We start from the raw sequence: 12,762 nt of genomic DNA, 5'->3' as shown, positions 1-12,762 counted from the left end.
CTTTGAATTGGAAATTTTAAAAGAAATCCATACTTAGAAACAAAGAGAAAATATTAATTTTGAAAAATTTATTAGAAATTTATTTTTACATTGTACCCTTTCAGTATAGGCTGAAAGGGGTGTCAAATGAAAAAATTATTGAAGATAGTAAAGATTATATTTTTGGTGTGTAGCAGCATTATTTTCCTTGGAACAGGCGCTGTATTTATATATCATAACTATCAATTAAGAATGGAATCGAAATTAATGAACAATGAAGGGGAACTTGTTAATTTCAATAATAAAAAAGTGAATGTTTATGACGAGGGGAGCGGGAAGGATACGTTTGTATTTATGGCCGGATCTGGAATTGCCGCTCCTGTTTATGAATTGAAAGGATTATATAGTGAATTTTCGAAAGAAAACAAGATTTCTGTAATTGAGAGGGCTGGTTATGGATACAGTGATGTTTTTCATGATGATAGAGATATTGATACGATATTAGAACAAACGAGAGAAGCGCTTATTAGAAGTGGGAATAAACCTCCCTATATTTTAGTGCCACATTCTCTATCGGGTATAGAGGCTATTTATTGGGCACAAAAATACCCAAGTGAAGTAAAAGGGATTATTGGGTTAGATATTGGTTTACCTAATCAGTACGTAACTCATAAAATAGACGAGGTTGATTCATTAATAATAAAAGGGATGAATATTTTAACGAAAATTGGTTTTCAGCGATTAGCTCCTTCTATTACTTATAATCCCGAAGTAATTCAGCAATCCTTTTTAACCGAACAGGAAAAAACTATTTATAAAGCGCTCTCATATAAACAAGCTTTTAATGATAATATGAAGCAAGAACTTTTACAAAGTTACAATAACAGTAACAAATCTAATTCCTTATCATTCCCAAAAGAAACACCAATTTTATTTATAGATGCGATTGCTAGGGAAAATAAAAACTCGAAATATACAAAGCAAAAAAACAGAGATTATGAGGAGTTTGCTAGCAAGTTATTGATAGCTGATGTGAAAAAAATTGAAGGTACACATAGTATTTATTTACACGCTCCTGATGAAATATACAAACTTGCAATGGATTTTATTAATAATAAAGTAGTGAAGAACTAAGCTATTGTTATTTTAGTGATGGAAGGTCTACATAATGAAAGAATATAACATATTAATTGTTGAAGATGATTTGATGATAGGGAATTTATTACAAAAAATTTTGCAGCGTGAGAAGTATAAAGTGTATTGGGAGAAAGAAGGAAAGAATGTTCTTGATGTAATTCATGAAATAGATTTAGTCATAATGGATGTTATGTTACCAGGTGAAGATGGTTATCAAATTACAAAAAAAATAAAAAATCTAGGATTAAATATTCCAATCATATTTCTATCAGCTCGGAATGATATTGATAGTAAACTAAAAGGTCTTACCATTGGAGAAGAATACATGATAAAACCTTTTGATCCTCGAGAATTATTGTTAAGAATTCAGAAAATGTTAGATAATCAATATGGTACTTTCACGCAAATTAAACATTTATTTATAGATGCAGAATATAAAAGGGTTTTCATTAATGGTTTGCGTGATGAAGTTGTGTTTACAGCGATTGAGCGTAAAATATTTTTCTATTTGTATGAAAATAGGGATAGAATTCTAACAAAAGAACACTTCTTTGATTACTTATGGCAACTCGAAGATAGAAATCAAAATATCATGAACGTACATATAAAGAAAATTAGGACCAAAATCGATGATAAAACAGGTAACATTATTCAGAACATATATGGAGAAGGGTATAGATTAAATACCTTTATGAAGAAATGAAATTAAAGAAGAAATATCAGTTATTACTATTCACTGCTATTATTAGCGTACCATTGTTATTACTGTCGATTAGTATCTTTGTATCAGTTATTTATAATGTTGCCTTTAAAACTAAAAACAAGAACATTCCTTTTCATGAATCCTTTGCATATCCTACTATGTTAATCATATTTTTATTATCACTATTAGTATTAGCTTTTGTATTTTCAAAATCAATTAATACATTATTAAATAAAATTAATGTATTAAATCAAACGATTCGAGATTTAGCAAGTGATAAAAAAATTCCAAATATAATAGATGTCAAAAGCGATGATGAGATGGGGGAACTGATTAAATCAGTAAACTTGCTTATAGAAAGAACGACTTATCGAGAATTAGAACTACAACAACAGGATCAAATAAAAAAGGAACTATTAAATAAATTACGGCATGATATTAATACACCCTTAACAGCGGTTAGATTACAATTATATTATTTAGAAGGCGAATACGAAGGACAAGCACCAGTACTTGAATCAATGTATGGGCAGATACAATATATAAGTGATTTAACTAACGAATTTAATATTCAATCTACAGAGACATTAGAGAATACTTATATTGTGAAGGATGAAGTGAATATACAAAATTTAATAGAAAACATGGTTAAAAAATGGAGCTATTTGTATAGCATTCATAAAATTGAATTAGTATATAATCCACAAGAAAAAGAGTTGATATGGAATAGTAATGAGTTATGGATTCAAAGGCTATTCGATAATATTTTTCAAAATGTGCTTAAACATTCAAAAGCTAACAAACTTGAGATTCTCATAGGTGATGATATTGTTTTCTTTAGAGATAACGGGATTGGGTTTGATATGAATAGTAAAGGAACGGGGCTCGGCTTAAAAAATATTGAAGATATATCAAAGATGTTCGATATAAAATACACTTTACAATCAAATAGTGAGGGGACTATGTTTTCATTTGAAAACACTCAAAAGAATATTTAAATTTCTAGTGTAAGTTGTATTAGTAACATCTATCATGTCGTTACAGAACCAAAAGCTTTTAACTGAAGAAGAGTGGAGTACGTTTTTTACACAGATGCTATATTGAAGATTTTGAAGAAACGACATAGATATTAAAAAGACTACCGAATTAGAGCATGTGGTTCATCACCAGATTCCATCATAAAAGAGCATTTAAACAAAGAATAAGATTTAAAAACCGATTATTTCTGTGGGTTCCCTACAAAAATAATCGGTTTTTTAGTTGAATTGAAATTTTAGAATTAATTATACACGAGCTTATATGTAACGAATTTATTAAATATGTAGTTGCGGATTTTCCTCATATAAAGTATTCACATATTGTTTTAAATTCTTGATGAATAATAGAATATCCTGACTAGGCATTCTAGCATGTTGAAGATGAAATATGTTTCCTTTTCCGATTTCTAATTCGTTTGAAGTCAAAGTAATAGGAACATTTCTAAAGGCATGCCATGGGAAATACAAGTGTACAAAAGTTTCTCTAAAATATATACCAGGTTCACAAATTAATACTCCATCGGATCCTTTACCCAAATTACCAAGGACTGATGTATCTAAAAAAGCAATGATTTTTTCTTCTTTTGGAATAATATATTTTGCTCCAATTTCCTTTAACTTTTTGTGTGAAATATGAGTATCTACAAATAAACCATTATCAGGTTCTAATAATTCATCATGCGTCTCAAACAAAGAACAGATTGATTTTATCTCATTAATTTTTATAACTGGATGTATATCATTTTTCTTTGAATTATGGAAAGAACTTATAAGAGTCATAAGTAATTCTTTAAATAACAGTGGCGGATAATCGCTTCCGCTAATATTAAAGCTTTTTTGTGCATCAAAAGATAAAAAGCCATCTTTATCAATTTCAATTTGTTGCACTTCATTTAATTGATCCCATGTCATATTCCCTGTACCTAATAACCAATTTTTCCAGTATAAACCTGAACTTGTAAAGTAAACGCCATATTTTCCTGATCCAAACAAATTACAACTTAAAAAAGCGATAATTTGGTCATCTGTTGGTATAGAAAAACGTGTATTTGCAATTGATAAGAAATCTTTAGGTATTCTAGTAACATAAAATCTAGACTGCTGATAGTCTAAACAAATATCAGTTAAACGATTAATATCTATATTCAACATAATCATTCTCCATTTCATATTTTTTTTCGATATAAATAAATTATAATATTATCAGGAAAATATTAACACTTTAATTAAGCTTAAATTGAGAGATACTCTATAGGATTCTAAAATGAATTTGTATTAGATTGAAAAAATTATGATTCGGGTTATCTCTTTGAGGGAGTGTATTTTTGTGAACTTGATGGAAGAAGTACATAAAACCAATACCTTCCAAACATACTAATAAAATGTTTTGGAGGTGAGTTTATTGGATAAAAAAGACTTTCAAAAAGTTTATAATGATTACTTACATCAAGGAGAAGAGCAAGCTCAATTGGAAGTAGCCAGGGAAGTCGATTCAGGAGCAGAACACATTGTTGCTGTTCGTAAAAATGATGATGGGGATTTGATTGCTTTTAAAACAAGTGGCGGAAGAGAGTTAGATTATATTACTGCTCTTGATGAAGCAAAATCAGGGAAGTTAGCTCATGTAGACGTATTTCATAAGTATGGTAGGGATATTATACGTAGTGAACCGGATGGTATGAAAGAGAATAACTTAGATAACTTACCGTCTTTTTGAACGGGTAAACCTCAAGAAGAGAATGTTCATTTGGATATTCTCTTCTTTTTTTGCTAAGCTTTCCCTACAAATAGAATGTTCATTTCTAAAGTGAAATTACACTTTTAAAGAGCTCTCTAAATTTCTCTTTATCTTCTGCTGTAAATGGTTTTGGCCCCTTTGTACGCTTGCCGCTTTTTCGAACCATTGCACTTAAATACCGTGTTTGCAATAGTTGGTCAATGTTTTCATTCGTATACTTATAGCCTTTATGGTGTAGAACGATACAGCCTTTTGCTAAAGCGAGCGAAGCAAGACCGTAATCTTGCGTTACGATTAAATCTTCTTTTTTTGCTAACTGCATAATTCGGTAATCCGCAGCATCTGCTCCGGAATCAACATAAATTGTTTCCACACCTGCTGGCTGCTTAGCATTAGAATAATGAGAAAAGCTAGTAACGAGAGTAACAGGAATTTCTGCATTCGTAGCTTCAAAAATAATCACATCTTTTACAGGACAAGCATCTGCATCAACATAAATTTTCATATTTATCACTCCTATAAATAGGTTCGAGTTGATAATAATGGTAGATTTAGGTTTTGTCAAACGAGAATGCTCTATCCTGCATTAACGGGCAGTATGATTCCAACCTCAAAAATAAGTGATTACGAGGAAGTTAGGTGGTGGATCAACTCTCCATAAAAGTCCGATTGGTGAAGGCTAATAATCAGTGGGGATGGACAGAACCCCCGCTGATTAAAGTTATTTTTCACAAATCAAAATTGCCTCACGCAAACGAGAAATACCTTCCTCAATTTGATCAATATTCACCTTCCCGTAAGATAAACGAATATAACCATCTTTCGCGCCGAAAATACTACCCGGCATAAAGGCGATTTCTTGTTTTAAGCTTTGCATAATGAGCTGTTTTTCGTTTATCGGTTCGTTTAATTTTCCCCATATATAAATACCACCAGTAGGCTTTGAAAAAGAGATTTTATCATGAAGTTGCTCGTTTAGAGCGCGGACGATAATATCTCTTTTTTCTGCCAGTTGTTTTCGTAACGGTACGATATGTGACTGGAATGGAACGGTTTCGAAAAATTGTTGCATAAGCCACTGGGGGAATATACTCATTCCTAATTCCATTTGGTGCCGTGCATCGGATAATCGTTCTACTACTGACTGCGGAGCGACAAGCCAGCCAACTCGTAACCCTGGCGCAATCATTTTTGATAAAGAATGTACATAAATGACAGTTCCATTTTCATCAATTGATTTCAAAGTAGGGCAAGGTTGTTTATTTTCTAGCGTAAGTAAACTAGACGGATCATCTTCAACGATTGCAATTCGTAAGTCCGCACAAAGTGATAGCAGTTTTTTTCTCCGATTTGGATGCAGCATCGTTCCAGTAGGATTTTGGAAATTTGGATTTAAAAAGATCATTTTAATACGATGCTTTCTATATAACTCTTGCACATCGTCTGGATTAATACCGTGTTCATCGACAGGCAAAGGAAAAATACGAATACCTGCTGATTGGAATAGCGGTAATGAATAGCAGTGAGAAGGACTTTCGAAAGCGACTGCATCACCTGGATTTAATAAACATTGTACGATAAGGTGAAGTGCTTGCTGCGCGCCAGATGTAATCATAATCGACTGTTCGGTCGCTTCAATTTTTAAATAATCCTTCATATATTTTACTACCGCTTGTCTTAGCGGGAGATAGCCCTGCGGATGATCGTAACTTAATGACTGTGTTAACGGTTGTTCTCGTAAAATCATTTGTAGTTGATCGTGAGGATAAAGGTTACAACCGAGCTCTCCGTTTGCGAAATCAATCATGTTTTCATTTTGCTGTACTTCTGCCCGAATATGGCGAAGTAACGGTAAATTTGGTAAGAAAGTCCCGCCTTCTACGAAACCTCTCCAGTTCGGCGTAAATGTTGGAGAAACGCCCCACATATGTGTACTCACACGTGTACCTTTACCGGTCGTGCTTTCTACAATTCCCATTGCGCGAAGTTCATTATAAGCAGTCGTTACCGTACTGCGGTTTACATTTAACTGCGTAGCTAATTTCCGTTCTGAAGGGAGGAAGCTACCTGGGGGAAGCTCTCCATATGTAATGCGTCTTTCAATAAAGTCAACAACTTGCTGATAAATTGGGATTTTGCTGTCGTTATCTAGCTTCCATTCCATACAAACGCCTCCGCATCTCTTAACTACATCAAGTATAACAAATTGGCTGGGTAAAAAAACAGCCAATTGGACGGTGTTATATCCAGCCAATTTTACTATGCTAAATAGGGAAGGGGAGATTCGGATGAAACGATGGCAAATGGAATGGCTCCTAGTATCAGTTGCGTTAGTATGGGGAGCAAATTATACAATTGGAAAGTATGGCGTGGCATTTATGTCATCCATTCAATTTAATAGTTTACGATTTTTAGTAGCATCACCGGTATTATTACTTATTACATTTATTATGGAACGCTCACTTCGTATTGAAAGAAAAGATTGGTTACGATTATTAGCAGTCGGTATCGTTGGTACGACAATGTATCAAACGATGTTTATGCTATCTGTGAAATATACTTCAGCAACGAACGCCTCATTATTAATTGCGATGTCACCTATATTTACAGGGATATTAGCAGTATTGCACAAACAAGAACGCTTTTCGATGAAAGTACAAATTGGTTCAACAGTAGCCTTTATTGGTGCAGCACTCGTTTTATTGACAGGGCATTCAGGAGGAGCAAATTATGAGTATGCGTGGCTCGGAAATGTAATTGGATTAGTCGCAGCAGTCGCGTGGGGATGGTATCCAATTTTAGCGCAACCTCTTATTACAAAATACTCCGCAATGAGAGTCACATCATGGTCTACTTTAATTGGAATTGTACCACTCGTTGTATATTGTTTATTCAACGTAAATACATTAACGTGGCCAGTAGATATGCCAAGCTGGGGTTCTCTAGCATATTCAATCGTCTTTGCGACAATTTTCGGCCTTGCAATGTGGTATGTCGGTATTAGTAAAATCGGTTCAACGAAAGTAATGGTTTATATGTATCTCGTACCATTGTTCGCAGTTATCTTTGCGGCTGTAACAATTGGAGAGCAAATAAACATGATGCAATTAGTTGGCGGGTTTATTATCTTCATCGGATTATATGTTGTAAAAAAAGGCGGAGTGAAGAAGCCAGCTTTCAATTTAAAAAAAGCAAGTTAATAGTGAAAAGGATCTCTTTCAAATAGAAGGAGATCCTTTTTGTTTATGCGATAAAAGCGCTTGTTCAACAGCCCATTTTTGATGATCGTGAAGTAAATGTTCTATAGCAAGCGATGGAGACATCCACCTTAAAATATGATCCTCCTCACAATTTTCGGTTTGCTTATGTACCATGTTCGCAATGTAAAAGAACCCATCGTTTAAATAATATGTATCTTCCTTTTCCGCATAAAAATATCGCGCTGCATTACCGATATACTGTTCGATTTCAATTGTCCATCCTAATTCCTCGAGTAATTCACGATGCAAACATTCTTCTTTTGTTTCATTACCTTCCATATCGCCACCTGGTAAAAAGTAACGTTCTCCATTTTGAATGATAGCTATGTTTGAAGTAGTTGGATCAAAAATAACCGCATAACAGCTCGGCCATAATACATACTGAACAGTAGTTATTTTAGAACCAAATGTGAGTTTCGAAATCATAAAAAACGACCTTTCTCTATAAAATACATAAAAGGGATAATAAGGTAAATGTCGAATTATATTAAGATAATCATAGTTGATTGGAGTGATAACAAAATGATAAATCGAAAATGTTCAAGGTGTAAAGAAATAACGGGTACAATACATGGTGGTAAAAAAATAAATGAAGAATTTTTGTGTGAAGATTGTCTGCAAAAAGGAATTGCGAGCGGGGAAATCGAATTATCACAAGTGGAGAAAGAACAAACTTCGTATCTTTCTATAAAAATATTCAAAATAATGAGTGTTATTTATTTAATATCATCCGTTTTAATGGCCGTATACGCTGGAACACTTATACATGATCCAGGCTTTGTTAAACTATCATTTTCAGGATCAGGTGCAGTTGGCATTATTATGCTAGGGTCAATATTCCAATCTGCTCTTGTATTTTGTGGTATTTGGGTATTCATTCTTTTAGTAGAAACGGTTATTAAAATTTATGAGAAAATGAAGTGAGTGAGAGGGAGAAATACATGCGAGTAAGAAACATTCAAGGGGAAGATTATGTAAAGATTCATTCCGTCTTAAATGATTGGTGGGGCGGAAGAGATATGGCTAATATGTTGCCAAAATTGTTTTTCGTTCACTTTCAAGAAACGAGTTTTATCATTGAAGAAGAAGGAGAAACGTTAGGTTTCTTATGCGGATTCTTTTCACAAACTCATAAAGAGGAAGCGTACGTTCATTTTATCGGTGTAAATCCGAAATATAGAAGAAAAGGAATCGCATCGACATTGTATTCTTATTTCTTTGATGTTGCTCGCGCAAACAATCGTAAAGTTGTAAAAGCAATCACGTCACCAGTTAATAAAAAATCAATACAATTTCATCAAGGAATTGGCTTTCAAATTGAAGCTGGGGATGATGAAATAGAAGGTGTATCCATACATACAAATTATGACGGGAACGGCGGGAGTAGAGTATTATTTTTAAAATATGTGTAAAGTAGGCTAACTTAAAGTTAGCCTTTTTGTTGTGAGGAGGTATGAATATGGAGAGTTCTCAAAGTAGAAACGAGTATTTACGACGTATTTATAAAGTGCAAGACTATATAGAATCAAATATAAATGATTCGCTTTCCATTGAAGATTTAGCTAATGTTGCAGGCTTTTCAAAATTTCATTTTCATAGAATTTTTAAAGGGATGATGGAAGAGCCGTTATCTCGGTATGTGAATCGTTTGAAATTAGAGAGGGCAACACATTTACTTACATATCGTATGGATATGACGGTTACAGATATTGCTTATCATTATGGTTTTACGGATTCAGCAATTTTCTCCCGGACATTTAAAAGTCAGTACGGAGTAAGTCCGTCTCACTATAGAAATCACAATAGCAAGAATTGCAAAGACGTTAGCGAAGGTTCTCAATACAATGAGTGTAAGAAGGTTCGAGGAGAGGTCGAAATTGTAACAGCGGACAAAGTAAACGTCGCATACATAAGACACGTAGGTACATATAAGGATTTAGCTATAGATTTTCCAAAAATGATAGGAAAGCTATTTCATTACGCAGCGGAGCAAAACTATCATGTATTTGAGGATACGAAGATATTAACAATTTATCATGATCATCATGAGTTTACTGAGGACTATCATTTAAGAACAAGTCTATGCATAACAATTCCAAATGGAGTAGAAGAAGGAAATAGTGAAGTGGGACTAATGACAATACCATCAGGGAAATATGCAGTAGGCCACTTTGAAATATTCCAAGATGAATACAAAGGAGCATGGAACTTTTTATATGGTGAATGGCTCCCGAATAGCGGATATAAACCGAGAGATTCGTATCCTTTTGAAGTATATAGAAATGATCCAAGGCAGCATCCGGAAAATAAACATATAGTCGATATATATGTACCTATCGAACCTTTTTAATCATAGATTAAGGGGGAAGAACGATGAAAACTGCTGAACAGTTAGATTGTGTTGTAAAAGAAGAATACAAAAATATAAATGGTGTGTTAGTTGTACAAAAAGGTAATGTCGTTTTTGAAAACTATTATAATGGTTACGGTCCAGATGATGCATGTCATGTAGCATCAGTAACAAAAACGATAATCTCTGCATTAATTGGGATATGTGTAGATAAAGGTTATATAAAAAATGTTGATCAAAAAGTAATAGAGTTTTTTCCTGAATATAATCTTAAGTCATCTGAAATAACAGTGCGGCATCTTCTTACAATGACAGCTCCATATCCTTATGCAGATTGGCAGGAACCGCTAGAAGAACTGTGTACACAAAAGGATTGGGTACAGTATACACTCAGTAGAATTGGGAACGGCGGGCAAATTGGCTCTTTTAAATATTCATCTGCAGGAGCTCATTTACTATCAGCAATTATTACGAGTGTAACAGGGAAAAGTGCTCGTGAGTTTGCGAATGAATACTTATTTCAATCAATCGATATGAGAGAAATTCCAAACTACAATATGAAAGCATTTGGATTTGATGACTTATTCGGAAAAGATGTGAAAGGATGGGTACACGATCCAAATGGTATTTCGACGGGCGGTTGGGGACTTACGTTAACGGTTAGAGATATGGCTAAGTTTGGACAATTGTATTTGAATGAAGGTATTTATGGTCGAAAGCAAATTCTTTCAAAATCATGGGTAAAAGAATCGACAATAATGAACGAAAATCTATATGGGTACTTATGGTGGTTACGAGAAGAAGATGGTATCTTTTCATATTGTGCCATGGGCGATGGTGGAAATGTGATTTGTTGTATACCGGAGAAGGAATTGGTGGTGGCGATTGCATCTGAAATTGTACATGAAGCGAAGGATATATGGGAATTAATTAAGCGATGCCTATAGTTAACTTTAAAAATCCTCCTACACTGCAGGAGGATTTTTTCTTTTACTAAAGTTTATTTGAAAATTAAAATTTAAAAAATCCTTTTTTGTTTATTTTGTATATTTGCTACTAATTCTAGCCTACTAGTTTAGCTGTTAATGCAAATATAATTATATTTGTATAATAAAAACATTTCATGTATAAGTATAATATGTTAATATCATAGCTGGAATGGAGAAAGGTATGTGCATTTTCCGCATGAATAAATAGGGTGTTTTGTTGTAAGAAGGGAAAAGGAAGGTATTTAGGTATGTATGGTATTTTTATGTTTTTATTAGTATTAGGAATGATAATCAGTGGGTTATTCATTGTTAGATTTCATAAGAGAATGGACTGGCAAAAAAGAATGAAAGCAATTGTAGCATGTCTCGGATGTTTTTCAGTTGCATTCATTTGTATTGTATTTGTTCCGAAAAAGGACACTTTTACGGTAAATGAATCGAAAGTAAGTGAGGAAACGACAAATGAAGAGGATTCAAAAAAAGAAGAAGTAACTTCGTCGGATGAAGTAAAGAAAGATAAAGAGCCTATATATAAAGAGTATAGTACAGAAGAAATAAAATCTTTGTTTATTACTGGTATGAGTACTAAGGAATTTGATGATAAAAAAGAAGAGAGTAAAATAAAAGTACGAAATTATAATAACTATAATCCAGCTGGATTATACACATTTGATACTAAAGAGGGACAAATTGTAGCAGTAGTATTAAATGCAAAGGAAGTAATTAAAGTTGAAACATTAAATAATCAAGAATTATTAGGGAATTTCATTAAAGATGAAGAAAATAGGATGAACGAAGAAAAAAGAATTGCAAATGAAGAAGCGAATAAGCAATTAAAGGAATTATATGAAAGTAAAAAGAATAAAATGGAAGGTTCTGGAGACTCAGTCACAAATAAAATGCAACTAAATTCAGGATTAGTATTCTTTGATTTTAATAATACGGGTTCAAGAAACTTTATTGTACATCTAAAAGATAGTAGTGGTAATACGATAGAATTGCTAGTAAACACTATCGGAAATTATTCAGGAAAAGTATCTACTGCTATTCCGGTAAGTGGAGAATATTATTTAGAAGTAAAATCAAGTAGCAACTGGAATGCTACTGTAACACAAGAAACACCACCTGTATCTGAAAAGGTTCCAGGTACGATTAATGGTCATGGTGATGACGTAGTTTTCATCGATGTTCCAAGTGGAAACCACATTGTTAAATTAAAACATACAGGTTCAAGGAATTTTATTATTAAAGTGAACGATCAGAATTTGTTAGTAAATAAAATTGGTACGTATGAAGGGTCATCTTCTCAAGTTTTCAAGAATTCAGGGATGTATAGCTTTGCGGTAAAAGCAGATGGTGATTGGAGCATTACAATAGAGTAGTATAATTTATTTATATCTCTTTTAATAAAATGAAAAGTTAATATAAAAAGAAACCCTTTTGATTAATTTTTCAAAAGGGTTTCTTTTTTAGCTCTCGCTACATTAGGAATTAAAAATGAAAAATTAAAAGATGCGAAAGAGGGAACTTAGAAATTGTAGTGAAAAATAAAACATCCCCGTGATACCT

At 33.1% G+C, this 12,762-nt stretch carries 14 protein-coding genes; 10 read left to right on the top strand and 4 right to left on the bottom strand.

Features of this window, described 5'->3' with window-relative positions:
• Window positions 1-126: 126 nt before the first annotated feature.
• From NSQ47_RS09375 to NSQ47_RS09365, 3 genes are read left to right on the top strand one after another with little or no spacing between them, the layout of a single operon-like run.
• Window positions 127-1,113, top strand: coding sequence for an alpha/beta fold hydrolase (locus tag NSQ47_RS09375; RefSeq protein WP_340824555.1), 987 nt, complete (start codon window positions 127-129; stop codon window positions 1,111-1,113).
• A gap of 34 nt (window positions 1,114-1,147) precedes the next feature.
• Entirely contained in the window at window positions 1,148-1,819 is a 672-nt protein-coding gene (locus NSQ47_RS09370) for a response regulator transcription factor (protein ID WP_340824552.1), read from the top strand.
• A complete protein-coding gene (locus tag NSQ47_RS09365; protein WP_340824549.1) occupies window positions 1,816-2,817 on the top strand; it encodes a sensor histidine kinase in 1,002 nt (333 codons plus the stop codon). Before NSQ47_RS09370 ends, NSQ47_RS09365 begins: the two co-directional genes overlap by 4 nt.
• A gap of 315 nt (window positions 2,818-3,132) precedes the next feature.
• On the opposite strand, the gene NSQ47_RS09360 is transcribed toward NSQ47_RS09365, so the two are convergent.
• Window positions 3,133-4,008, bottom strand: coding sequence for a hypothetical protein (locus tag NSQ47_RS09360; protein WP_340824548.1), 876 nt, complete (start codon window positions 4,006-4,008; stop codon window positions 3,133-3,135).
• Between the two features lie 250 nt (window positions 4,009-4,258).
• Here NSQ47_RS09360 and NSQ47_RS09355 point away from each other — a divergent pair, with 250 nt between their 5' ends.
• Window positions 4,259-4,573: a DUF3892 domain-containing protein gene (locus NSQ47_RS09355; protein ID WP_002161285.1), complete on the top strand. Its 315-nt coding sequence runs from the start codon at window positions 4,259-4,261 to the stop codon at window positions 4,571-4,573.
• Between the two features lie 85 nt (window positions 4,574-4,658).
• Here the strand turns inward: NSQ47_RS09355 and NSQ47_RS09350 are convergent, their stop codons facing one another.
• Together NSQ47_RS09350 and pdxR are read right to left on the bottom strand one after the other, a co-directional pair.
• On the bottom strand, window positions 4,659-5,099 hold the full coding sequence (locus tag NSQ47_RS09350) for a YaiI/YqxD family protein (RefSeq protein WP_002161286.1): 441 nt from the start codon (window positions 5,097-5,099) through the stop codon (window positions 4,659-4,661).
• 216 nt (window positions 5,100-5,315) lie between these two features.
• Window positions 5,316-6,758 (bottom strand): MocR-like pyridoxine biosynthesis transcription factor PdxR, encoded by a 1,443-nt coding sequence (gene pdxR, locus NSQ47_RS09345; protein ID WP_340824544.1) that lies wholly within the window; start codon window positions 6,756-6,758, stop codon window positions 5,316-5,318.
• A 124-nt stretch (window positions 6,759-6,882) separates the two neighbouring features.
• Here pdxR and NSQ47_RS09340 point away from each other — a divergent pair, with 124 nt between their 5' ends.
• Complete coding sequence (locus NSQ47_RS09340) at window positions 6,883-7,794, top strand: DMT family transporter (protein WP_340824540.1); 912 nt, start codon at window positions 6,883-6,885, stop codon at window positions 7,792-7,794.
• Between the two features lie 18 nt (window positions 7,795-7,812).
• Here the strand turns inward: NSQ47_RS09340 and NSQ47_RS09335 are convergent, their stop codons facing one another.
• Window positions 7,813-8,280 carry an NUDIX hydrolase gene (locus NSQ47_RS09335; protein ID WP_340824538.1) on the bottom strand — a complete coding sequence of 156 codons (468 nt, stop codon included), beginning with the start codon at window positions 8,278-8,280 and terminating at the stop codon, window positions 7,813-7,815.
• Between the two features lie 96 nt (window positions 8,281-8,376).
• On the opposite strand from NSQ47_RS09335, the gene NSQ47_RS09330 reads away from it, so the two are divergent.
• The 5 genes from NSQ47_RS09330 (at window position 8,377) to NSQ47_RS09310 (ending at window position 12,575) form a co-directional block, all read left to right on the top strand.
• Window positions 8,377-8,778: a DUF3980 domain-containing protein gene (locus tag NSQ47_RS09330; RefSeq protein ID WP_341036682.1), complete on the top strand. Its 402-nt coding sequence runs from the start codon at window positions 8,377-8,379 to the stop codon at window positions 8,776-8,778.
• A gap of 17 nt (window positions 8,779-8,795) precedes the next feature.
• A complete protein-coding gene (locus tag NSQ47_RS09325; protein WP_340824534.1) occupies window positions 8,796-9,266 on the top strand; it encodes a GNAT family N-acetyltransferase in 471 nt (156 codons plus the stop codon).
• Window positions 9,267-9,313: 47 nt separating this feature from the next.
• Entirely contained in the window at window positions 9,314-10,204 is an 891-nt protein-coding gene (locus NSQ47_RS09320) for an AraC family transcriptional regulator (RefSeq protein WP_340824532.1), read from the top strand.
• Between the two features lie 23 nt (window positions 10,205-10,227).
• Entirely contained in the window at window positions 10,228-11,151 is a 924-nt protein-coding gene (locus NSQ47_RS09315) for a serine hydrolase domain-containing protein (protein ID WP_340824529.1), read from the top strand.
• Window positions 11,152-11,441: 290 nt separating this feature from the next.
• Window positions 11,442-12,575, top strand: coding sequence for a tripartite tricarboxylate transporter TctB family protein (locus NSQ47_RS09310; protein WP_341036681.1), 1,134 nt, complete (start codon window positions 11,442-11,444; stop codon window positions 12,573-12,575).
• Window positions 12,576-12,762 lie beyond the last annotated feature (187 nt).

This window comes from Bacillus sp. FSL R10-2780 (assembly GCF_038006125.1).
Lineage (GTDB): Bacteria > Bacillota > Bacilli > Bacillales > Bacillaceae_G > Bacillus_A > Bacillus_A cereus_U.
The sequence above is the reverse complement of the archived record's forward strand: the minus strand, read 5'-3'. Positions and strand labels throughout refer to the sequence as shown.

Excerpts from the sequence above, each read along its gene's own strand:
- NSQ47_RS09360 (WP_340824548.1), bottom strand. The coding sequence starts at position 4,008 with ATGTTGAATATAGATATTAATCGTTTAACTGATATTTGTTTAGACTAT.
- NSQ47_RS09330 (WP_341036682.1), top strand. The coding sequence starts at position 8,377 with ATGATAAATCGAAAATGTTCAAGGTGTAAAGAAATAACGGGTACAATA.
- NSQ47_RS09310 (WP_341036681.1), top strand. The coding sequence starts at position 11,442 with ATGTATGGTATTTTTATGTTTTTATTAGTATTAGGAATGATAATCAGT.
- NSQ47_RS09340 (WP_340824540.1), top strand. The coding sequence starts at position 6,883 with ATGAAACGATGGCAAATGGAATGGCTCCTAGTATCAGTTGCGTTAGTA.
- NSQ47_RS09320 (WP_340824532.1), top strand. The coding sequence starts at position 9,314 with ATGGAGAGTTCTCAAAGTAGAAACGAGTATTTACGACGTATTTATAAA.
- NSQ47_RS09315 (WP_340824529.1), top strand. The coding sequence starts at position 10,228 with ATGAAAACTGCTGAACAGTTAGATTGTGTTGTAAAAGAAGAATACAAA.
- NSQ47_RS09375 (WP_340824555.1), top strand. The coding sequence starts at position 127 with ATGAAAAAATTATTGAAGATAGTAAAGATTATATTTTTGGTGTGTAGC.
- NSQ47_RS09335 (WP_340824538.1), bottom strand. The coding sequence starts at position 8,280 with ATGATTTCGAAACTCACATTTGGTTCTAAAATAACTACTGTTCAGTAT.
- NSQ47_RS09350 (WP_002161286.1), bottom strand. The coding sequence starts at position 5,099 with ATGAAAATTTATGTTGATGCAGATGCTTGTCCTGTAAAAGATGTGATT.
- pdxR (WP_340824544.1), bottom strand. The coding sequence starts at position 6,758 with ATGGAATGGAAGCTAGATAACGACAGCAAAATCCCAATTTATCAGCAA.
- NSQ47_RS09365 (WP_340824549.1), top strand. The coding sequence starts at position 1,816 with ATGAAATTAAAGAAGAAATATCAGTTATTACTATTCACTGCTATTATT.
- NSQ47_RS09370 (WP_340824552.1), top strand. The coding sequence starts at position 1,148 with ATGAAAGAATATAACATATTAATTGTTGAAGATGATTTGATGATAGGG.
- NSQ47_RS09325 (WP_340824534.1), top strand. The coding sequence starts at position 8,796 with ATGCGAGTAAGAAACATTCAAGGGGAAGATTATGTAAAGATTCATTCC.